Genomic DNA, 21691 nt, shown 5'->3' with positions numbered 1-21691 from the left:
AAAAATCTCAAAAAAGGGGCAGCCTAGGCTGCCCCAAATCGCGCTCTCGCTGTGGTCAATCGCTGGCCTTGCCTCTCATACAAAGCCCATGCCGCGGTTTTCGCGCACTTCGGGCTTGATGCGATGCTCGGCCTCCAGTTGTTCGATGAACTCTTCCGGAAAAAGTTCCTCGCCCAGGATGTCGATCTGCCGGCGCACCGCGGCGAAGTCGCCGGGGCAGAGCTGGTCCAGCCGCGCCAGGCGCTGGCGCAGCTCGGGAGTGAGCCGTTCGGCATCGCCTTGCAGCGCCTCGGTCACGAACATGCGCTCGCGCTGCTCGCCGGTGAGCGGCTTGAAGCGAATCTTGAAACTGAAGCGGCGCAGCGCAGCCTGGTCCAGCCGGTCCATCAGGTTGGTGGTGCAGATGAAGATGCCCTGGAAGCGCTCCATGCCCTGCAGCATCTCATTCACCTCGGTGATTTCGTAGTTGCGCTGCGCACCGCGCCGGTCCATCAGGAAGCTGTCGGCCTCGTCCAGCAGCAGCACGGCCTCGTCGCGTTCGGCATCGGCAAACATGCGCGCCATGTTCTGCTCGGTGTCGCCCACGTACTTGCTGACCAGATCGCTGGCCTGCTTCACCATGAGCGGCTTGCCAAGCTGGCCGGCGATGTACTCGGCCAAGGCGGTCTTGCCGGTGCCCGGGGTGCCGTAAAAGCACAGCGTACCGTGGCCGCGCGCGTGCAGCGCCTCGACCACGCGGGCAATGGGATAACGCGTTTCCACGTTGAGCATGTCCAGGTCGTACTGCGTTACGCTGCGGCGCTGGCGCGTGCCCTGCGGGCGGTGGCCCAGCGCCAGATCGGCATGCTGCAATTGGCGTTCCATCCATCCTTCGACTTCGCCGGCTTCTTCGGCCTGCACCAGATGGGCAAAGCGCAGCGCGTTGGCAATCTGAGCCGGTGTGAGATTCTCGCGCGCGGTCAGGCGGCTGACGAAGGCATCGCTCACCGGCACCTCGGCCAGCAGCTTGCGCACCAGCCGCTCGCGCGCGCCGGGCGGTGGGCTGGACAATTCCAGATGGTAGGTAAAGCGGCGCCGGAAAGCCGGATCGATCTGCTCGATGCGGTTCGTCACCCACAGCACCGGCACCGGGTTGTTCTCGAGGATCTGGTTCACCCAAGCCTTGCCGTTGACCGAGCCGCCACCATGCGCCAGTTGCTCCTGGCGCGCCAGCAGATCGGCAGTCTGGCCCTTCACCGGCGGAAACACATCTTCCACTTCATCAAACAGCAGCGCGGCGCGTGGCGACTCCTTGAGGAAGGCCTGGGCGATCTGCAGCGAACGGTAGCGATCACGCCCGCTCAGGGCGTTGCCGTCGCGGTCGGCATATTCCACCTCGAAGCAGTCCAGCCCGGCGGACTGCACCGCCACCTTGGCCAGCTCGGTCTTGCCGGTGCCGGGCGGGCCGTAGAGCAGGATGTTGATGCCGGCCTCACGCCGCTCGCGCGCGGCCTGCAGCAGCCGCGTCACGGCCTGCAGGTCCTGCGCGACGTGGGCGAAGTCCTCGGCCTGCAGCGTGGTCGGTACCGCCAGCCGCGTGAATTCGGCCATCAGTTCCTGCTCGCTGCGGTATTCGCGCATCAGCATCGAGGGCAACTGGTCGCTCACCTTCATCAGGTCGGACAGGTCGGTGATGGCGTGCTCGCCCACCAGGTTGTCGACCATGCCGATACGCTCCAGCCGCGAGCCGCGGCCCAGGGCATCGGCCACCTCACGGGCGCTGACACCAGCCACGTCGGCCATCATGGCGTAGGCCTCGGCCGCGCTGTTGACCTTGAATTCGACCAGCAGCCCGCGCAGTTCACGCTGATAACGCGCCAGGGCGCCGTAGAGCAGCAGTGCGCGCTCGGCCGGATTGAGCTGCAGCAGCGTGCCCAGGCTGTCGATGTTCTTCTGCATCTCCACCGGACTCTTGCGCAGGCGCTGCTGCACCCAGTCGCCGGTGGTGGCCAGCAGGGTGAGCATGTCCTTGGCAGAATCCTTGACGAATTCGTCCAGGTAATAGAACAGAGAGCCTTCCTCGTAGGCACCGCGCCAGACGCCATGCCGCTCCAGAAATTCGGAAGGGCTCAGCTGCTCGTGGCCGGTCCAGAAGCCGTTGTCACGGCAGCGCAGCGCCAGAAAGCCGCGCAGCTTGAGCAGCACATGCTCGGGCCAGACCAGATGCCGGCCGGCCAGCGCCATCAGCGCATTGACATCACGGCGCCAGTTGAAGCGGCTGCCATGGCGCCCCGTGAGCGTGAGCACGAACTGCGTGCACAGCAAATCCATGGCGGGCGCCTGTTCCAGCCCCGGAGACAGGTGGACCCGCAATTGCCCGGAAATGTCTGCCATGTGGCCCCTCCCACACGTCGTGCCAGAGCGAGGCGGCCCCATGCCGCCTCAACGCCGATTGGACCACTTCTGCATGAAAACGTTGCGAGCTGTGCGCTTGTCGCAGTGAAATAATCCCGCTTTCCGTCCATCCGGTGGCTTTGACCCTGGCATGCACGCCACGGGCAAGACGCCTTGCATCAACGCTTGCTGCTGCGCCCCAGCCGCTTGGCGTTGCTCACGGCACGGCTGTGCACCGGAAACAGGCCCTTGCCCATCACATCCAGCATGCTGCGCTGCATCTGGCTATTGAGCGCCTTGTTGTTCCAGGGCTGCCACCACATCATGGGGTTCATGAACATCTTCATCCACATTTGCTGCTGCGCCTGCATGGCCTGCAGCCCCATGGCCTGCCAAGATTCATAGAAGGCGGCGACCTTTTCCGCGCCCATCATGGTGAACTCCTTGCGGTCGGCCCTGGAAGGATTCAGGCCCGCCGTGGCCATGCGCGAGACGCGATGGGCGATAACCTGCGGGGCAGCAAAGGAAAGTTCGGCGGTCTTGCGTGCGAGCTGGCTCGCCTTGTGGTTGTTGGAGGTCATCGGGGGAGTCGGTGAAAAAGCGCGTCAAGGCACGAAACTGCATAAAAAACATGCAACCTTGCGATGCATCCTACACGGAAGTGCCGAAAACAGTGTGAACAGCTGTTATTACATCTATAAAAGTCATGAATCCTGCACGGATAAGCCATTTAATCCGGAGCAAAGGATGTAATACAGTATGTGTCATGCCACACAGTGGCTTTTTGTCTGCACAACGCACAAGGAAACGACCCATGCAAACTGTCCGCACCCAGGTTCACCAGCTGCAGGTGGCCACCCCCCTGTTCGACTTCATCAACAGCCAGGTTCTGCCCGACGTCGGCGTGAACCAGGAGGCTTTCTGGCAGGGCTTCAGCCAGATCGTCACCGACCTGGCCCCGAAGAACGCCGCCCTGCTGGCCGAGCGCGACCGCCTGCAGGCCGAGTTGGACACCTGGCACAAGGCCAACCCCGGCCCGGTGACGGACATGGCGGCCTACCGCAAGTTCCTGGAGCAGATCGGCTATCTGGTGCCGGTGCCCGCCGGCGCCAAGGCCACCACCACCAATGTCGATGACGAACTGGCCACGCAGGCCGGCCCGCAGCTGGTGGTGCCGATCCTCAATGCCCGCTACGCCCTCAACGCCGCCAACGCGCGCTGGGGCAGCCTGTACGACGCCCTGTACGGCACCGACGCCATCCCCGAAACCGATGGTGCCGAAAAAGGCAAGGGCTACAACCCCAAGCGCGGCGAAAAGGTCATCGCCTTCGCACGCGATTTCCTCGACCAGGCCGCGCCGCTGGAAGGCTATTCGCACAAGGATGCCGTCGTCTATTACGTGAAGGACGGCGAACTGCTGGTGAACGTGGTGGGCGGCCAGATCGCCAAACTGAAGAACCCGGCCCAGTTCGTTGGCTACCAGGGCGACGTGCGCGGCCCGTCCAGCATCCTGCTGGAAAACAACGGCCTGCACATCGACATCCAGATCGACCGCAGCAAGCCGATCGGCCAGGCTGACGTGGCCGGCGTGGCCGACGTGGTGGTGGAAGCCGCACTGTCCACCATCCTGGACCTGGAAGACTCCGTGGCCGCCGTCGATGCCGAGGACAAGATCCTGGGCTACAGCAACTGGCTGGGCATTCTGCGCGGCACGCTGACCGAGAGCTTCGAAAAAGGCGGCAAGATGATGACGCGCGGCCTGAACCCGGACCGCATCTACACCGCCCCCAATGGCAACGGCGAAGTGCGCCTGCACGGCCGCTCGCTGATGTTCGTGCGCAACGTGGGCCACCTGATGACCAACCCGGCCATCCTGTGGGGCGCCGAAGGCAAGGAAATCCCCGAAGGGATCATGGATGCGGTCATCACCACCGCCATTTCCATGCACGACCTGCAGGGCAAGGGCCAGAACGGTGTGCGCAACTCGCGCAAGGGCAGCGTCTACATCGTCAAGCCCAAGATGCACGGCCCGGCCGAAGTGGCTTTTGCCAACGAGCTGTTCGGCCGCGTGGAGCAACTGCTCGGTTTGCCCGACAGCACCGTCAAGCTCGGCATCATGGATGAGGAGCGCCGTACCAGCGTCAACCTGCAGGCCTGCATCGATGCGGCCAAGAGCCGCATCGCCTTCATCAACACCGGCTTCCTGGACCGCACCGGCGACGAGATGCACACCGCCATGCAGGCCGGCCCGATGATCCGCAAGGGCGACATGAAATCGAGCGCCTGGATTCAGGCCTACGAGAAGAACAACGTGCTGGTCGGCCTGGCCTGCGGCCTGCGCGGCAAGGCACAGATCGGCAAGGGCATGTGGGCCATGCCCGACCTGATGGCCGAGATGCTCAAGCAGAAGATCGCCCATCCCAAGGCCGGCGCCAACACCGCCTGGGTGCCCAGCCCCACTGGCGCCACGCTGCATGCGCTGCACTACCACCAGGTCAAGGTGTCCGACATCCAGCAGGAACTGGAAAAGACCGACGTGGCCGCCGAGCGCGACAACCTGCTCACCGGCCTGCTGACGGTGCCGGTGTCCAGCAACCCGAACTGGAGCGATGAAGAGATCCAGCAGGAACTGGACAACAACTGCCAGGGCATTCTGGGCTATGTGGTGCGCTGGGTGGACCAGGGCGTGGGCTGCTCCAAGGTGCCGGACATCAACCACATCGGCCTGATGGAAGACCGCGCCACGCTGCGCATCTCCAGCCAGCACATGGCCAACTGGCTGCTGCACGGCATCGTCGCCGAAGGCCGCGTGCGTGCCACCTTCGAACGCATGGCCGCGCTGGTGGATCAGCAAAACAGCGGCGATCCGCTGTACCAGCCGATGCACGGCAATGCGGCTACCAGCTATGGCTACCGGGCTGCGCTGGATCTGGTGTTCAAGGGGGTGGAGCAGCCGAGTGGCTACACCGAGCCGCTGCTGCACGCCTGGCGCCAGAAGGCCAAGGCCGGCGCCTGATCGCCGGGTGATGCGTGCCTGACAGGGGCCGGCGCTTGCCGGCCCTTTTTCGTGGGCACATCGGCGTAAGATAGGCGCACTTTCCCTGCCCTTCTGCGCGACTCCCATGCCAAATTCCTTCGCCCCTCCCCGCTACAGCACCCCCGTCATCGCCATGCACTGGCTCACCGTCCTGCTGGTGATCGCCGTCTACTGCCTGATGGAGTTCAAGGGCATCTACCCCAAGGACAGCCCGGAGCGCGAGGCGATGAAAATGTGGCATTTCACGCTGGGCATGACGGTATTCGCCCTGACCTGGCTGCGCCTGCTGCTGCGCGCCCGCAGCAAGACGCCGCCCATCACGCCGCCGATTCCGCAATGGCAACGCACCCTGAGCATGCTCACGCACGGCCTGCTGCTGGCCATGCTGATGTTCCTGCCGCTCACCGGCTGGATGATGGTGAACGCTTTCGGCAACAACGTGCCCTTCTGGGGCATGGAACTGCCCCCGCTGGCCGTGGCCGACCGCGCGGCCGGTCTGCGCATGAAGGAGCTGCACGAAACCATTGCCTCACTGGGTTACCTGCTTATCGGCCTGCATGCCATCGCAGCGTTGTACCATCACCATGTGATGAAGGATGACACGCTGCAACGCATGCGGCCACGCTGAGCCGGCGGGTGTGGCCGCTTGCAGTGGCCGCATCGCCACGGTGCTGTATCCGCTTGTATGCAGCCGAGGCATCCCGAAACACCTGCTTGCGGTCTTCATGGACACTTAAGGTAGCAGGAATATAAAGGAGATGTGCAAGCAATCCGCTTTTTCCTTTCCCTCACAAGGAGTGCATCATGAAAAAATCCGTGCGTATCCTGTCTGCCCTCGGTGCTGCTGCCCTGCTCGCCGGCATGAGCCTGCCCGCTTCGGCCCAGACGCGCGCCTCGTTCGCCACCTTCGACCGTGACGGCAACGGCGTGATCACGCAGCAGGAACTCGACCGCGTACGCGCGCAGCGCCCCGGCATGGGCCGCAATGCGCTGAGCTTCGCGCAGATGGATGCCAACAAGGACGGCGTCATCAGCCGCAATGAGTTTGCCAATGCCCATCAGAACCGTATGCGCCCGGGCCAGCGCAAGGGTGCCATGCAGGGCCAGGGGCAAGGCCGTGGCATGGGCCGCGGCATGAACCGTCCGGACTTTGCCGATTTCGACACCAACCGCGATGGCGCCATCAGCCAGGAAGAGCTGAACCAGTACCGTTCCGACAAGTTGCAGCAGCGCTCCCAGGAAGGCCGCCTGATGCGCAACGCGGCGCAGGCCCAGTCCTTTGCCGACATGGACACCAACAAGGACGGCAAGATCGACGCCACCGAGTTCTCCAACCACCAGATGCAGCAGCCGCGTGGCCGCAACCGTTGATCGCTGATCAGCAGGCATGAACAAGGCGCCCGAGGGCGCCTTGTTGTCTTGCAGGGGGAGATTTCAGTGCGCAGGCCGCAGCGGCTGCAGGCGCACCAGCAGGCCCTGCAGGGCGTGCCGCACCGTCGCGGCACGAATGGCCGCCCGGTCACCCGGAAACACGCGCATCTCGGCCACCCCCAGATTGCCCAGCTGCCAGCCGAACCAGACCAGGCCCACCGGCTTCTCGACCGAACCGCCTCCCGGCCCGGCCACGCCCGTCACCGCCAGCGCAACCTGCGCCCCGGAGCGCGCACAGGCCCCCAGCGCCATGGCCCGCGCTACCGGCTCGCTCACCGCGCCGTGCTGCGCTATCAGTTCCGCCGGCACGTCCAGCAGCTCGGTCTTGGCCAAATTGGAATAGCTCACCATGCCGCGCTCGAACCACTGGCTCGATCCTGCCAGCGAGGTGCAGGCAGCGGCGATCAGGCCGCCGGTGCAACTCTCGGCCGTGGCCATCATCCAGCCCCGGCTGCCCAGGCAATCCGCCAGGCGGCGGCAGATGGCAAAGGTATCCTCCTCCAGAAACAGCAGGCCGGCGTCACTCCCGCCCTGCGGAACCGGGTGCAGGGGATTGCGCTCCATGGACATGAAGGAGAGGCCGCTTACATGCGTGCGTTCGGCACCGCTGCGGTCTCGCGCTCCCAGCGCGACTTGCAGGTGACACAGTGCTGCGTCTGCGGCTCGATCTGCAGGCGCGCAAACGGGATGTCGCAGCCGCACTCGTCGCACTCGCCGTAGGTGCCGTTATCGATGCGCTCCAGCGCCGCATTTACGCGCGCCAAGTCGACCGCACCCATGTCGCTCAGGGCCAGATCCACTTCGCGGTCGGAGCTGTGCTGGCGCTCGACGCTGCCGCGCGTTTCGATGATGTCACGGGCATGGTCCACACGGCTCTGACCGTCGCGCACCTCGTGAATACGACCTTCGATCTCGGCCTTGCGCTGTTCGAGCAGGGATTTGAGTTCAGCCAGTTGTGCGGCAGAGAGGTGCTTGCCCATGTTGTTCTCCTGATACGGGATACTCCTGACCCAAGTGTACGGCGAAACATCCCTGTCACAAAGGGCGTGCCGCAGAGCCCGCTCAGGCGGTGATGATGCCCCCGCCCAGGCAGACTTCGCCGTCATACAGCACAGCACTCTGCCCCGGCGTGACCGCCCATTGCGGCTCGGGGAAATCCAGCTGCAGCGAACCATCAGCCAGCAGCGAAGGCGTGCACGGCGCATCGGCCTGGCGGTAGCGCGTCTTGGCCGCAAATCCGCTGGCGGACTGTGCCGCCGCTGGCGGCTTGCCGGCGCACCAGCTCAGATCCACCGCCTTGAGCGTCTGCGACAGCAGCCAGGGATGGTCATGCCCCTGCACCGCATACAGCGTGTTGGTTGCCATGTCCTTCTTCGCCACGAACCATGGCGCATGGTCGCCGCCGCCGCGCGGAGCGCCCTTGGCCTTGACGCCACCGATGCCCAGCCCCTGCCGCTGCCCCAGCGTGTAGAAGCTCAGCCCCATGTGCTCGCCGATGGTGCGACCCTTCTCGTCCTTGATCGGACCCGGCTGGCTTTGCAGGTAGCGGTTGAGAAACTCGCGGAACGGCCGCTCGCCAATGAAACAGATGCCGGTCGAGTCCTTCTTCTTCGCGTTCGGCAGGCCGATTTCCTCGGCAATGCGGCGCACCTCGGTCTTGTGCAGTTCACCGACCGGGAACAACGTCTTCTGCAACTGGGTCTGATTCAGCCGGTGCAGGAAATAGCTCTGGTCCTTGGAGGGATCAAGCCCCTTGAGCAGCTGCACCTCGTCCGTGTCGAGCCGCCGCACGCGCGCATAGTGGCCGGTGGCGATCTTCTCGGCGCCCAGACGCATGGCGTGGTCGAGAAAGGCCTTGAACTTGATCTCGGCATTGCACAGCACATCCGGATTGGGCGTGCGGCCGGCCTGATACTCGCGCAGGAACTCGGCAAACACGCGGTCCTTGTATTCGGCCGCGAAGTTGACGTGTTCGATCTCGATGCCGATCACGTCGGCCACGCTGGCGGCATCGACGAAATCGATGTTGGACGAGCAGTACTCCGAGTCGTCGTCATCCTCCCAGTTCTTCATGAAGATGCCGACCACCTCGTGCCCCTGTTTTTTCAGCAGGTAGGCGCTGACGGCAGAATCCACGCCGCCGCTCAGGCCCACCACGATGCGGTGTTTGGTCATCCTGCAATTATCGCCGGCCGCCGCCCGGCGGGGATGACCTGGCCTGTATTCCCCCGCCGTCGCCGGTGCGGCTTGGGCATGCACTGTGGCGTTTGCCGCAACAGCCGGCGCCAACTTCTACGCCCATGTTGCATGAGTCCGCCCGATCACGCCAATGCTTGACCCACAACAAGCGAAGGAAAAGCCTTCTTTGCTAGCCTCGACGGGTTACCACTTTGTCCAGCCGGATCGCTTCATGTCTCCCACTGCAGTTCCTCTTCCCACCTTCCCCTCCCTCGCCGAGGCCAGCGCGCTGGTCGAACAGTTGCGCGAGAAGGCCACCGCTTCCGGCCTGAAACTGTGGTCGCTGGCCGGCAAGACGCTGATTCCGGTCGTGCAGGGCGGCATGGGCGTGGGCATCTCTGCCGGCGGCCTGGCCGGCACCGTGGCACGCATGGGCGCCGTCGGCACCATCTCGTCCGTGGACCTGCGCCGCCTGCACCCCGACCTGATGGAAAAGACCCGTCCGCTGGAAAAATCGCGTGACGTGGCCCATGCCAAGGGCGTGATCGACGCCGCCAACAACGAGGCGCTGCGCCGCGAGATCGCCCGCGCGCGCGACATCTCGCAGGGCCTGGGCCTGATCGCGGTGAACGTGATGAAGGCCATCAGCGCCTATGCGCAGAACGTGCGCACCGCGCTCGAGGCCGGCATCGATGCCGTGGTGGTGGGCGCCGGCCTGCCGCTGGACCTGCCCGAACTGGCCAAGGACCATCCCAAGGCGGCGCTGATCCCGATCCTGAGCGACGCGCGCGGCGTGCAGCTGATCGTGAAGAAATGGGAGAAGAAGGGCCGTCTGCCCGATGCCATCGTGATCGAGCACCCGCGCCTGGCCGGCGGCCACCTGGGCGCTGCCAAGATCATGGATCTGAACGACCCGCGTTTCGAGTTCGAGAACGTGCTGCCGGCCGTGCGCGAGTTCCTGCGCAGTGCGGGCTACGAGCGCCACATTCCGCTGATTGCCGCCGGCGGCGTCAGCCGCCACGAGGACATCCTGCGCCTGCAAGGGCTGGGGGCCGACGCGGTGCAGATGGGCACGGCTTTCGCAGTGACGCAAGAGAGCGATGCCGCGCCCGCCTTCAAGCAGGTATTGGCCAATGCCAAACCCGAGGATGTCGTCGAGTTCACCAGCGTGGCCGGGCTGCCGGCACGCGGTGTGCGCACGCCCTGGCTCGACAAATACCTGCGCATCGAGCCCAAGCTACAGGCCGTGGCACACGAGAAGCGCTGCAACATGGCGTTCGACTGCCTGCAGCACTGCGGCCTGCGTGACGGCAAGAGCGATATCGGCCAGTTCTGCATCGACAAGCATCTGGCCCACGCGCAGGAAGGCGACACGCAGAAGGGCCTGTTCTTCCGCGGCGCCGGCAAGCTGCCCTTCGGCTCGGAAATCCGTCCCGTTCAGGATCTGCTGCAATGGCTGCTTGGCGGCCGTGGTGCCGCCGCCCATCCGTAAAAATACCAATTCCGGCCGCAAGCCCGGTGCAGACTGGGTTTGCGGCTTTTTGTCAGTTTGCTGAAAGCCCCCTGCAAGAAATCCGGCTGGCAAAACCGCTAAACTGGCTGCCGGACGACCTGCCCACTTTGCCGCAAGGGACTCGCACAAAAGCCCGCCAGAGGCCCCATAATCCCCTCCCTTGCGCGCTGGCGCCTGCCGCGTCGCTCCCCCGATTTTTTCTGCACTCCCACCCTGAATACCGTCCATGGACATCGCTGAACGCACTCCTTCCGCCACCACCATGCAACTGCCCGAACAACTCATCTCCCTCGACGTCCTGATCGAAAAGTACTGCAAGGAAGGCGAAAACAGCGCCGATGCGATCTACGCCCGCGTGGCGCGCGCCCTGGCCGGCGCCGAAAAGCCCGAGTTGCGCGCGGAGTGGGAACAGAAGTTCCTGACCAACCTCAAGGCCGGCGCCATTGGCGCAGGCCGCATCATGAGCGCCGCCGGCACCGAGATCCAGGCCACGCTGATCAACTGCTTTGTGCAGCCCGTGGGCGACTGCATCCAGGGCGTGGATGACGAGGGCTTCCCCGGCATCTACGAGGCGCTGCGCGAAGCGGCCGAAACCATGCGCCGCGGTGGCGGCGTGGGCTACGACTTCTCCCGCATCCGTCCCAAGGGCGCCGAGGTGAAGGGCACGCATTCCATCGCCAGCGGCCCGTGCAGCTACATCAACGTGTTCGACCAGAGCTGCTCCACGGTCGAATCCGCCGGTGCCCGCCGCGGTGCGCAGATGGGCGTGCTGCGCATCGACCATCCGGACGTGCTCGAATTCATCACCGCCAAGCGCACTCCCGGCCGCTGGAACAATTTCAACGTGTCCGTCGGCGTGAGCGATGCCTTCATGCAGGCCGTGCAGGACGACAAGGACTGGGAACTGGTGCACAAGGCCCGTCCCGGCAAGAAAGTGCTCGACAAGGGCGGCTACCAGCGCGACGACGGCAAGTGGGTCTACCGCAAGGTGCCGGCGCGCCAGCTGTGGGACACCATCATGCAGTCGGCCTACGATTTTGCCGAGCCGGGCATTCTGTTCCTGGACCAGATCGGCCGCGACAACAACCTGAACTACTGCGAAACCATCGCCGCCACCAACCCCTGCGGCGAGCAACCCCTGCCCAGCTATGGCTGCTGCGACCTGGGCCCGATCATCCTGACGCGCTTCGTGCGCAACCCGTTCGGCGTGGACGGCACGCCCGAGTTCGACTTCGAGGCCTTTGAGCAGTCCGTGGCGGTGCAGGTGCGCGCGCTCGACAACGTGCTGGACGTGACCTGGTGGCCGCTGCCGCAGCAGCATGCCGAATCGCAATCCAAGCGCCGCATCGGCGTGGGCTTTACCGGCCTGGGCAACACCCTGTCCATGCTGTGCCTGCGCTACGACCGCGACGAAGGCCGCCAGATGGCCGCGCAGATCGGCGAGCGCATGCGCAACGCCGCCTACCGTGCCTCGGTCGAGCTGGCCAAGGAAAAAGGCGCCTTCCCCAAATTCGATGCCAAGGCCTACCTGGGCAACGGCACCTTTGCCAGCCGCCTGCCGGCCGACATCAAGGCCGAGATCAAGAAATACGGCATCCGCAACAGCCACCTGCTCTCCATCGCCCCCACCGGCACCGTGAGCCTGGCCTTTGCCGACAACGCTTCCAACGGCATCGAGCCAGCCTTCTCCTGGAGCTACAAGCGCAAGAAGCGCGAGGCCGACGGCACCACCAGCGAATACACGGTGGAAGACCACGCTGCCCGCGTGTACCACACGCTCAAGGGCGCCGATGCGCCGCTGCCCGAGTACTTCGTCTCCGCGCTGGAAATGAGCGCAGCCGACCACGTCGGCATGATGCAGGCGGTGCAGCCCTACATCGACACCTCCATCTCCAAGACGGTCAACATCCCCGAAGACTATCCCTACGACGACTTCAAGGACCTGTACCGCCAGGCCTGGACGGCCGGCCTGAAGGGCCTGGCCACCTACCGTCCCAACAACATCCTGGGTGCCGTGCTGGAAGCCACGCCCAAGGCGGAAGAGAAGAAGCCCGAGCCCGTGGGGGAAGCTGCTCCGGTCACCTTTGACCCGATGCGCACCGTGATCGAGAGCCGTCCCAAGGGCAGCCTCAACGCGGTGGCCGAGAAGATCGAATACTGGACGCAGGAAGGCAAGAAGCGCCTGTACCTGATCGTCTCCTTCATGCCGGTGGCCACGCCCGACGGCCGCACCATCGAGCGCGCCATCGAATTCTTCATGCCGGTGGGCCAGAGCGGCGAATCGCAGCAGTGGATCACCGCCACCATGCGCTCCCTGTCGCTGGCTGCTCGCGGCGGCTTCCTGGACCGTGCGCTGGAAGACCTGCGCAAGGTCAGCTGGGACCGCGGCCCGGTGCGCCTGGGCACCTACGAGAAGGCAGACGGCACGCTGGTGCCCATGTGGCACGACAGCGAAGTGGCTGCCATCGCCTACGCGCTGCAGAACCTGATCGGCGAACGCAGCCAGATGGAACTGCCGCTGAAGGACCTGGACGCACCCTCGCCCAACCACACGCCGGTGGGCGTGCAGCAGTCGCTGCCGGTGATGGCCGGCAAGAAGTGCCCCGAGTGCGGTGCGCATGCCATGATCCGCAAGGATGGTTGCGACTATTGCACGCAGTGCGGTTACGTGGGGAGCTGCGGCTAAGCCAGCCCTGTCATGCCCACCCGCACCGAACTGCTGAGCGAACAGTACCTTCGGCGAGAGGGGCATGACCCGAAGCGCTTCCGCTATTTCTGGCCGGATGGCCGGCGCTACACCAGCAAGGCCGGTATCGCCCGTATCGCGAAGCTGGCGGTACCGCCTGCCTATGAGGACGTTTTTGTCTCGCCGGATGCTGACGCCGAGTTGCAGGCCTTCGGCCGCGATGCCGCCGGCCGCCTGCAATACCGCTATCACCCCGACTTTGTCCAGGCCGGCGCATTGCGCAAATGGCAGCGCATGGTGCGCTTCGCCGAGGTGCTTGATACGCTCAAGCAGGCCACCACCAGGGATCTGCGCCTGAGCGGCCTGCCCCCGCGCAAGGTACTGGCGCTGATGACGCGGCTGCTGCATGTGGCACGTTTCCGCGTCGGCAACGACACCTATGCCCGCCGGCACAAGACCTACGGACTGAGCACGCTGCGGCAGCGCCATGTGGCGATCGAGGGCAGCACCGTCATCTTCCATTTCAAGGGCAAGCACGGCATCGAGCAGCACCGTGCCACCACCGACCGAACCCTGGCCGGCAACATCGCCCGCCTGCTGGAACTGCCCGGTCCGTGGCTGTTCCAGAGCGTGGACGACAACGGAGCCCGGCGGCGCATGCGTGCGGCAGAACTGAACACCTACCTGCGCGAGATGATCGGCCCCTTCACGGCCAAGGATTTCCGCACCTGGGGCGGCACCCTGCTGGCGGCCGAGTTCCTGGCGCAACAGGGCGTGGCCGAGGATGAACGGACGGCGCGCAAGGTGCTGGTGGAATGCGTGCGCCAGGTTGCGGCCGACCTTGGCAATACCCCTGCCGTCACGCGCAGCAGCTACATCTGTCCGCTGATTTTCGATCGCTACCTCGAAGGCAAGGTGCTGGACGACTACGAGCCACGCGAAGGCCGCGGCGACACGGCACTGGAGAATCTGAGCCGCTCGGAGGCTGCGCTGCAACGCATGCTCACCAGTGAACGCAGCCTGCGGGCGCGGCGCTCCCGCCGCCCCGCCTGACTCCGGCGCACCGCTGCAACAGCGTGCCTTGTCGGCACAGCCATCAGGGTGTTGACCCCAGCTCCGCGAGTCAATAAGATGATAATAATTCTCATTATTAGAATCAATCGATCATGCCAGGGCCGCCGGCGTTTCATGCCTTCTTCCGAGCCGATTCCAGGAGTATCTCCATGCACCAAATTCCTTGCATCCCCGTCCCGCCGCAGAACGAGTTTTGCGTGCTGCTGCGCCACTGCGCCGGTGTGCAGGCACGCTGCAGCGAACACATCGCGGCGCAGCAGGCGCACATCGCCCGGTTGCAGGCCGATGGCATGCGCCTGCGGGCGGCGGTCATTGTGCGCGACACCACGATCCAGGGCCTGCAGCAGGAGCTGGCGCAACTCCGGGCCGCCCACCCCGGTCTGCCTCGCCGCAGGATGCTGGTCGCCCAGATCGATGCGCTGCTGCAGCGCGTGCAAGGTCTCATGCGGGAAAAGCTGCGTTGGCAGCATGCGCAGCAGCGTCAGCAGGCACTCCCGCCCGGACCGGCAACGGAGCCCGCGTTGCCGCAGATAGATGCCGCCGCACTTTCGGGCAGCGACAGCGATGCCCTCTCCAGCCATCTTTCCGAAGCGGATCTGGTGATCTGCCAGGCTGGCTGCGTCAGTCACAACGACTACTGGCGCTTGCATAACCATTGCCGGCGCACCGGCAAGCAGTGCATCCTGATCGACCAACCCGATGCCTTGCGCATCGTGCGCGTGCAGGCCCTTTGCGATGACGCCCCCGCCGATGTTGCTACGCCAGAATCAGCACCAGTCGATCCAGCCGTCCAGAAGGAATTGTCGCTGTTTCCTGGTGCCACCGATTGACCCGCAGAATCGTTTTGCCGGTTGTGCTGCACAATAGGCCAAGGATGCGCAAGCGATGGCCGCCCTCGTGCAGTGCATTGCCCATTCACCTCCCTACCGTTGCGCCCATGATCATCGAAAGCCTCCTCGACACCGACCTCTACAAGTTCACCATGATGCAGGCGGTGCTGCACCAGTTTCCGGGCGCCCAGGTCGAATACAAGTTCAAGTGCCGCACCCCGGGCGTGCAACTGGTGCCCTACATGGAGGAGATCCGCGAGGAAATTCGCCACCTTTGCTCGCTGCGCTTTACCGAGGACGAGCTGGCCTACATGGCGAGCCTGCGCTTCATCAAGAGCGATTTCGTCGATTTCCTCGGCCTGTTCCAGCTCAACGAGAAGGCCGTCACCATCACCCCGCTCGACAAGGGCGAGCTCGACATCCGCATCCGCGGCCCCTGGCTGCATACCATTCTGTTCGAGATCCCGATCCTCTCCATCGTGGCCGAGGTCTACTTCCGCAACACCGCGCCCCAGGTGGACTATGACGAAGGCCGGCGCCGCCTCGATGCCAAGATCGCGCTGATGCAGCAACCCGGCCTGGAAGACCTGCGCATTGCCGACTATGGCTCGCGCCGCCGTTTTTCGCGCGACTGGCACCACGAGGTGCTCACCCTCCTCAAACAACGCCTCGGCACGGAACCGGGCAGCCAGTTCACCGGCACCAGCAACGTCATGTATGCGCACCAGCTCGGCCTCAAGCCCATGGGTACCATGGCGCACGAGTACCTGCAGGCCTGCCAGGCACTCGGCCCGCGCCTGCGCGACACGCAGGTGTTCGCCTTCGAGAAATGGGCGCAGGAATACCGCGGCGATCTTGGCATCGCGCTGTCGGACGTGTACGGCATGAATGCCTTCCTGCGCGATTTCGACATGTACTTCTGCAAGCTGTTCGACGGCGCCCGCCACGACAGCGGCGACCCGTTCAGTTGGAGCGAGCGCATGATCGCGCATTACACCGCCAACCGCTGCGATCCGCGCACCAAGCTGCTGATCTTCAGCGACGGCCTGACCGTGCCGCGCAGCATCGAGATTTTCCAGCGCTTCCACGGCCGCATCCAGACCGCCTTCGGCATCGGCACCAACCTGACCAACGACCTCGGCCCCGAGCCGCTGTCCATCGTGCTGAAGATGATCGAGTGCAACGGCCAGCCGGTGGCCAAGATTTCCGACTCGCCAGGCAAGACCATGGTGGAAGACGAAGGCTATCTGAAGTATCTGCGCAAGGTGTTCGAGATTCCGGAGCCGGAACAGGCACCATAAACCCGACATTTGCCCCCTAAAATCCAGGCTGGGTTAACCCCAGCTCAACCATTTTGCAGGAGGCATGAGGTGTCCGGTTTTCAGAAAGTCAGTCAATTCATCCAGAAGACGTTTGCACTCTGGGTGCTGCTCGCAGCGGCTGCTGCATTCATGTGGCCGGCAGGCTTCAAGTGGATCGTGCCATGGATCACCTGGCTGCTCGGCATCGTCATGTTCGGCATGGGGATCACGCTGTCCACAGCGGATTTCCGGGAGGTGGCCCGCCATCCCAAGGCCGTGCTGATCGGCGTGGTCGCGCAGTTCTTGGTGATGCCTGGGCTGGCCTACCTGCTGTCCAAGGGCCTCAACCTGCCGCCGGAAATCGCCATCGGCGTGATTCTGGTGGGCAGCTGCCCTGGCGGTACTGCGTCCAACGTGATGACCTACCTGGCCCGCGGCAACACGGCGCTGTCCGTAGCATGCACGGCCGCATCCACGCTGCTGGCTCCCCTGCTTACCCCGGCGATCTTCTATCTGCTGGCGCGTGAGTGGATCGACATCGACGCAGGCAGCATGTTCATCTCCGTGCTGAAGGTCGTTCTGTTCCCGATTGCACTTGGCCTGATCGCCCAGGCTCTGCTGGGCGCACGCGTCAAGGCAGTGGCAGAGTTCACGCCGCTGGTATCGGTGTTCGCCATCGTCGCCATCGTGGCAGCCGTGGTCGCTGCCAGTCAGGCCCGCATCGCCGAAACCGGCCTGCTCATCTTCACCGTGGTGATGCTGCACAACGGCCTCGGTTACCTGATCGGCTACTGGGGGGCTCGCCTGCTCGGCCTGAGCCATGCGGACAACAAGGCCATCGCCATCGAAGTCGGCATGCAGAACTCCGGCCTGGGGGCCGCGCTGGCCGCCGTTCATTTCAAGGCCAACCCGGTGGCGGCCGTCCCCAGCGCCATCTTCAGCTTCTGGCACAACATTTCCGGGCCATTGCTGGCGACCTACTGGGCACGCAAGGAAGAACGCCGCGCCCAGGGCTGATCGGGGGCGCGTCCCATGTTCCGGGACAGGTTGCCTATCAGACTGGACCGACAAGCCCCGCAGTCTTTGCCCGACACCCAGGGAAGGCAGGCAGCGGCACACTGACTCCATAGACAAGACCCTCTCCGCGCCGCGCACATCGGGTGTGCGGCAGCGGACCGGTCACAGTACAAGGAGCAGCGCCATGCCCGTCCAGGAACCCCTCAAGGAAACCCCCATCGCCCAACCCTCGCAGGATCCCAATCCCCTGCATCAGGAAGGCATGACACCCGGTGAGGCAAGCAAGGAGGCCGGCAGCGTCGCCATGGGCGGCGGCATGGTGGCCGGCGCCGCAGGGGGCGCCGTGGTCGGCACCGCGATCGGCGGGCCGGTCGGCACCTTTGTCGGCGCCACCGTCGGTGCCGTGCTGGGCGCGCTGGGCGGCTATGCGGCCGTTGAGGCCACCGATCCCGAGAACACCTACTGGGGCGAAAACTACCGCACCCAGCCCGGTTACGTGGCCGACTATACCTATGACGACTACGCCCCCGCCTACCGCCTGGGTTACCAGGGTCGCGAACGCTACGCCGGCCGCAGCTGGGACGACAGCGAGACTGAACTGGAACGCGACTGGCAGGAACTCAAAGGCGATTCGCGCCTGAGCTGGGAGCAGGCCAAGAGCGCCGGTCGCGCCGCCTGGGACCGCGTGGAACGTGCCTTGCCGGGTGATGCCGACGGCGACGGCCGCTGAGAGCCGGGAGCAGCCATGCAAAGCGACACCCAGCCCAGTTCGCCGCTGCCCTCCGGGGACAGCCTGGAAAAGGACGACCGCGATGTCGACGTCTCCCGCGAAGCCAAGGATCAGGCCAAGCTGCCGCACGAACGCGACCAGTCGCCGGATGCACTGGAGCCCAACGATGACCCGGTAGACCGTGAAAAGGCAGACGACGCTGTCGACGACCGCCGCCAGGGACGCAAGGACACCAGCCTGAAACCGGTGGTCGACCGCATCACCGAACGTCAGGAACGGGATTCCGACCTGAATTGATGCCCCCGCCAAACGCCCCGCACTTTACTGTGGGGCGTTTGCGTCGCCAGCCACGAAAAAGACCTGCTGCAAGCACATCCGCTGCCATTTCGCTAGCATTTGCCCATGCCAAGTCTTTCCCCGTTCAGCTGGTTCGAACGCCGCCTTCCCCCCTACCCCGCCGCAGAGCCCGTGCTTCCCCCCACGGGCTTTCTGCCTTTTGTCTGGCGCATGACGGCCGGTGCGCGCGGCTATCTGGCCGGCATGGCCGTCCTGTCGGCCCTGATCGCCGCCTACGAAGTGTTCCTGTTCGCCACGCTCGGCCGCGTGGTGGACCGGCTGAGCGAGGTGCGCCCGGCCGAGCTGCTCGCCACCCACGGCACCGCGCTGGGCTGGCTCGCCGGCATCATGCTGGCTTCCATCGCGCTGGTCGCGCTGCAGACCATCGTCAAGCACCAGGCGCTGGCCATCAACTTCCCGATGCGCATGCGCTGGACTTTCCATCGCCTGATGTTGGGCCAGAGCATGGCCTTCTATGCCGAGGAATTTGCCGGCCGCATCACCACCAAGATCATGCAGACCGCGCTCGCCGTGCGCGACGCACTGTTCACTACCACCGACGTGGTGATCGGCATGGGCACCTACATGCTCACCATCCTGCTGCTCACCGCCGGCTTTGACCTGCGCCTGATGCTGCCCTTCCTGCTGTGGGCCATCGCCTATGCGCTGGCCTGCTGGTATTTCGTGCCGCGCCTGGGCATGGTCAGCAAGGCACAGGCCAACGCCCGCGCCGCCATGACCGGCCGCATCACGGACGCCTACACCAATATCGCCACCGTCAAGCTGTTCTCGCACACGCAGCGCGAGGCCGGCTTTGCACGCGCCGCCATGGACGAGTTCCGCGCCACCGGCTATGCGCAGATGCGCCTGGTAAGCCTGTTCGAGATCGCCAACCAGGTGCTGATGGTGGCCCTGATCCTGGCAGCCGGCGGACTCTCGCTGTGGCTGTGGATGCAGGGCCAGGTCGGCATCGGCGCGGTGGCGGCCGTGAGCGCCATGGCGCTGCGCCTGAACGGCATGAGCCACTGGGTGATGTGGGAAATGACCAGCCTGTTCGAGAGTGTGGGCACCATCCAGGACGGCATCAACACCTTGTCGCGCCCGCGCGCCGTGGTGGATGCGCCGGATGCGCAACGGCTGGAAGTGACGCGCGGCGAAGTACGTTTCGAGGATGTGCGCTTTGCCTACCGCAGCGATGCCGCCCCGGTGATCGAGCAGCTCAATCTCACCATCCGCCCCGGCGAGAAAGTCGGCCTGATTGGCCGATCGGGCGCCGGCAAATCGACCCTGGTGAACCTGCTGCTGCGCTTCCAGGATGTGCAGGCAGGCCGCATCCTGATCGACGGCCAGGACGTGCGCAGTGTGACGCAGGACAGCCTGCGCCAGCATATCGGCATGGTCACGCAGGACACCTCGCTGCTGCACCGCGCCATGCGCGACAACATCCTCTACGGCCGCCCGGATGCCAGCGATGCCGAGATGATCGCCGCCGCCGAACGCGCCGAAGCGCACGACTTTATCCTGCAACTGTCCGACCGCGAAGGCCGCACCGGCTACGAGGCGCAGGTGGGCGAGCGCGGCGTGAAACTGTCCGGCGGCCAGCGCCAGCGCGTGGCCATTGCCCGCGTCATGCTCAAGGACGCCCCGATCCTGGTGCTGGACGAAGCCACCAGCGCGCTCGACTCGGAAGTGGAGGCCGCCATCCAGCGCAGCCTGCACACGCTGATGGAAGGCAAGACGGTGATCGCAATTGCGCACCGCCTGTCCACCATCGCCGCGCTGGACCGCCTGATCGTGCTCGACAAGGGCCAGATCGTGGAACAGGGCACGCACCAGCAGCTGCTGGCGCGCGGCGGCCTGTATGCGCGCCTGTGGCAGCACCAGAGCGGCGGTTTTCTGGGCGAGCAGGACAACGAGATCCCGGAGGAAGAACTGGCGATTCCGGGAACCGCCTGAGCTCCCTCCCGATTCAGGAGGCCGAGGCCGCCGCCGGACGCAGCGGCACGGGCGGCGCCACCGCCCGGCGCGGCGCCAGCGCCTGCTCGAACTGGCGCGTGGCTGCCGGCCAGTTGAACTGCTCGGCATGGCGGCGCACGGCGTCGCGCGGCTTGTCCAGCGCCGCCAGGCAGGCGGCGCGCAGATCGGCGCTGAGCACGCCGCCATCCGACTCCATGCCAACCACGTCGATCGGCCCCGGCACCGGATAGGCCGCCACCGGCGTGCCGCAGGCCATGGATTCGACCATCACCAGCCCGAAGGTATCGGTCACGCTGGGAAACACCATCACGTCGGCCGAGCGGTAGATCGTGGCCAGATCCTCGCCGCTGAGCACGCCGAACCAGCGCGCCTCGGGAAAGCGCGCCTTCAATCTGTCTTCGGCCGGACCGGTGCCGGCCACCCACTTCTCGCCGGGCAGGTCCAGTTCGAGGAACTTGTGCACCTGCTTCTCCACCGCCAGCCGGCCCACATACAGGAATACCGGCACCTCGGGCGTGCGCGGCAGCCTCTCGCCCTCGGGCCTGAACGCCTCCAGATTCACGCCGCGCGACCACAGGCGCGCCTGGTTGAAGCCGCGCGCCTTCAGATCCTCCACAATCGCCGGCGTCGGCGCCAGCGTGGCGCGGCCGGCATTGTGGAAACGGCGCAGCGCCGCATAGCTGATGCGCGTCGGCAGCTTGAAGCGCGCATGCACATACTCCGGAAAACGGCTGTGATAGGCCGTGGTGAACGGCCAGCCATGCCGCAGCGCCACGCCGCGCGCCAGCCAGCCAAGCGGTCCTTCGGTGGCGATGTGCAGGCAGTCCGGATCGATGTCGACGATGCGCCGCTCCACCTTCTGCCGCGTCGTCAGCGCCAGCGAAATCTCCGGATAGGTCGGACACGGCATGGAGCGGAAATCCAGCGGCGAAAGAATGGCCACCTCGTGGCCCATCTCCTGCAGATGGCGTGTGGTCATCTTCAGCGTGCGCACCACGCCGTTCACCTGCGGCTCCCAGGCATCGGTAACGATCAGAATTTTCATGGAGGAGACAGTCCTTGTAGTACGGCAGACAGCGCCCCTGCGCCCGCATCCATGACGATTCAAGTGCATTTTCGTGGCTTGCTGATGACGGATTGTTGTCATTCCTGTCATATGCGGGTTTCGCGCCGTCCTGCCAGCAACACGCTCGGCCTTGCCGCGTCAG

18 protein-coding genes are annotated in these 21691 nt (G+C 65.1%); 12 read left to right on the top strand and 6 right to left on the bottom strand.

What is annotated here, in order from left to right:
• Nucleotides 1-75: 75 nt before the first annotated feature.
• The gene (locus ACX36O_RS00845) at nt 76-2373 is read right to left on the bottom strand and encodes an ATP-binding protein (RefSeq protein WP_213362381.1); all 2298 of its coding nucleotides are present in this window, start codon (nt 2371-2373) and stop codon (nt 76-78) included.
• A 179-nt stretch (nt 2374-2552) separates the two neighbouring features.
• On the bottom strand, nt 2553-2954 hold the full coding sequence (locus ACX36O_RS00840; RefSeq protein WP_213362379.1) for a polyhydroxyalkanoate granule-associated phasin: 402 nt from the start codon (nt 2952-2954) through the stop codon (nt 2553-2555).
• Nucleotides 2955-3187: 233 nt separating this feature from the next.
• On the opposite strand from ACX36O_RS00840, the gene ACX36O_RS00835 reads away from it, so the two are divergent.
• From ACX36O_RS00835 to ACX36O_RS00825, 3 genes are all read left to right on the top strand, one after another.
• Nucleotides 3188-5389, top strand: coding sequence for a malate synthase G (locus ACX36O_RS00835; RefSeq protein WP_213362378.1), 2202 nt, complete (start codon nt 3188-3190; stop codon nt 5387-5389).
• Between the two features lie 106 nt (nt 5390-5495).
• A complete protein-coding gene (locus ACX36O_RS00830) occupies nt 5496-6038 on the top strand; it encodes a cytochrome b (RefSeq protein ID WP_213362377.1) in 543 nt (180 codons plus the stop codon).
• Nucleotides 6039-6214: 176 nt separating this feature from the next.
• Nucleotides 6215-6781 (top strand): EF-hand domain-containing protein, encoded by a 567-nt coding sequence (locus tag ACX36O_RS00825; RefSeq protein WP_213362376.1) that lies wholly within the window; start codon nt 6215-6217, stop codon nt 6779-6781.
• Nucleotides 6782-6844: 63 nt separating this feature from the next.
• On the opposite strand, the gene ACX36O_RS00820 is transcribed toward ACX36O_RS00825, so the two are convergent.
• The 3 genes from ACX36O_RS00820 to mnmA form a co-directional block, all read right to left on the bottom strand.
• Nucleotides 6845-7405 (bottom strand): CinA family protein, encoded by a 561-nt coding sequence (locus tag ACX36O_RS00820; protein ID WP_213362375.1) that lies wholly within the window; start codon nt 7403-7405, stop codon nt 6845-6847.
• Nucleotides 7406-7425: 20 nt separating this feature from the next.
• Nucleotides 7426-7821: a TraR/DksA family transcriptional regulator gene (locus tag ACX36O_RS00815; RefSeq protein WP_213362374.1), complete on the bottom strand. Its 396-nt coding sequence runs from the start codon at nt 7819-7821 to the stop codon at nt 7426-7428.
• Nucleotides 7822-7903: 82 nt separating this feature from the next.
• Nucleotides 7904-9016 (bottom strand): tRNA 2-thiouridine(34) synthase MnmA, encoded by a 1113-nt coding sequence (gene mnmA, locus ACX36O_RS00810; RefSeq protein ID WP_371686460.1) that lies wholly within the window; start codon nt 9014-9016, stop codon nt 7904-7906.
• A 235-nt stretch (nt 9017-9251) separates the two neighbouring features.
• On the opposite strand from mnmA, the gene ACX36O_RS00805 reads away from it, so the two are divergent.
• From ACX36O_RS00805 to ACX36O_RS00765, 9 genes are all read left to right on the top strand, one after another.
• Nucleotides 9252-10511: an NAD(P)H-dependent flavin oxidoreductase gene (locus ACX36O_RS00805; protein WP_488359912.1), complete on the top strand. Its 1260-nt coding sequence runs from the start codon at nt 9252-9254 to the stop codon at nt 10509-10511.
• A 247-nt stretch (nt 10512-10758) separates the two neighbouring features.
• Entirely contained in the window at nt 10759-13218 is a 2460-nt protein-coding gene (locus ACX36O_RS00800; protein WP_488359911.1) for an adenosylcobalamin-dependent ribonucleoside-diphosphate reductase, read from the top strand.
• 12 nt (nt 13219-13230) lie between these two features.
• The gene (locus ACX36O_RS00795) at nt 13231-14271 is read left to right on the top strand and encodes a DNA topoisomerase IB (protein WP_488359910.1); all 1041 of its coding nucleotides are present in this window, start codon (nt 13231-13233) and stop codon (nt 14269-14271) included.
• A 170-nt stretch (nt 14272-14441) separates the two neighbouring features.
• Nucleotides 14442-15122, top strand: coding sequence for a DUF2325 domain-containing protein (locus ACX36O_RS00790; RefSeq protein WP_488359909.1), 681 nt, complete (start codon nt 14442-14444; stop codon nt 15120-15122).
• 107 nt (nt 15123-15229) lie between these two features.
• Nucleotides 15230-16423, top strand: a complete 1194-nt coding sequence (gene pncB, locus ACX36O_RS00785; protein WP_371686433.1) for a nicotinate phosphoribosyltransferase — start codon at nt 15230-15232, stop codon at nt 16421-16423.
• Nucleotides 16424-16492: 69 nt separating this feature from the next.
• On the top strand, nt 16493-17440 hold the full coding sequence (locus ACX36O_RS00780) for a bile acid:sodium symporter family protein (protein ID WP_371686432.1): 948 nt from the start codon (nt 16493-16495) through the stop codon (nt 17438-17440).
• A 184-nt stretch (nt 17441-17624) separates the two neighbouring features.
• The gene (locus ACX36O_RS00775; RefSeq protein WP_371686431.1) at nt 17625-18170 is read left to right on the top strand and encodes a hypothetical protein; all 546 of its coding nucleotides are present in this window, start codon (nt 17625-17627) and stop codon (nt 18168-18170) included.
• Between the two features lie 15 nt (nt 18171-18185).
• Nucleotides 18186-18467 carry a hypothetical protein gene (locus ACX36O_RS00770; RefSeq protein WP_371686430.1) on the top strand — a complete coding sequence of 94 codons (282 nt, stop codon included), beginning with the start codon at nt 18186-18188 and terminating at the stop codon, nt 18465-18467.
• A 105-nt stretch (nt 18468-18572) separates the two neighbouring features.
• Nucleotides 18573-20462, top strand: a complete 1890-nt coding sequence (locus ACX36O_RS00765; RefSeq protein WP_371686429.1) for an ABC transporter ATP-binding protein — start codon at nt 18573-18575, stop codon at nt 20460-20462.
• Nucleotides 20463-20475: 13 nt separating this feature from the next.
• On the opposite strand, the gene ACX36O_RS00760 is transcribed toward ACX36O_RS00765, so the two are convergent.
• Nucleotides 20476-21528: a glycosyltransferase family 4 protein gene (locus tag ACX36O_RS00760; protein ID WP_371686428.1), complete on the bottom strand. Its 1053-nt coding sequence runs from the start codon at nt 21526-21528 to the stop codon at nt 20476-20478.
• Nucleotides 21529-21691: the final 163 nt, after the last annotated feature.

It is taken from the genome of Brachymonas sp. KE5 (assembly GCF_057773645.1).
The sequence above is the reverse complement of the archived record's forward strand: the minus strand, read 5'-3'. Positions and strand labels throughout refer to the sequence as shown.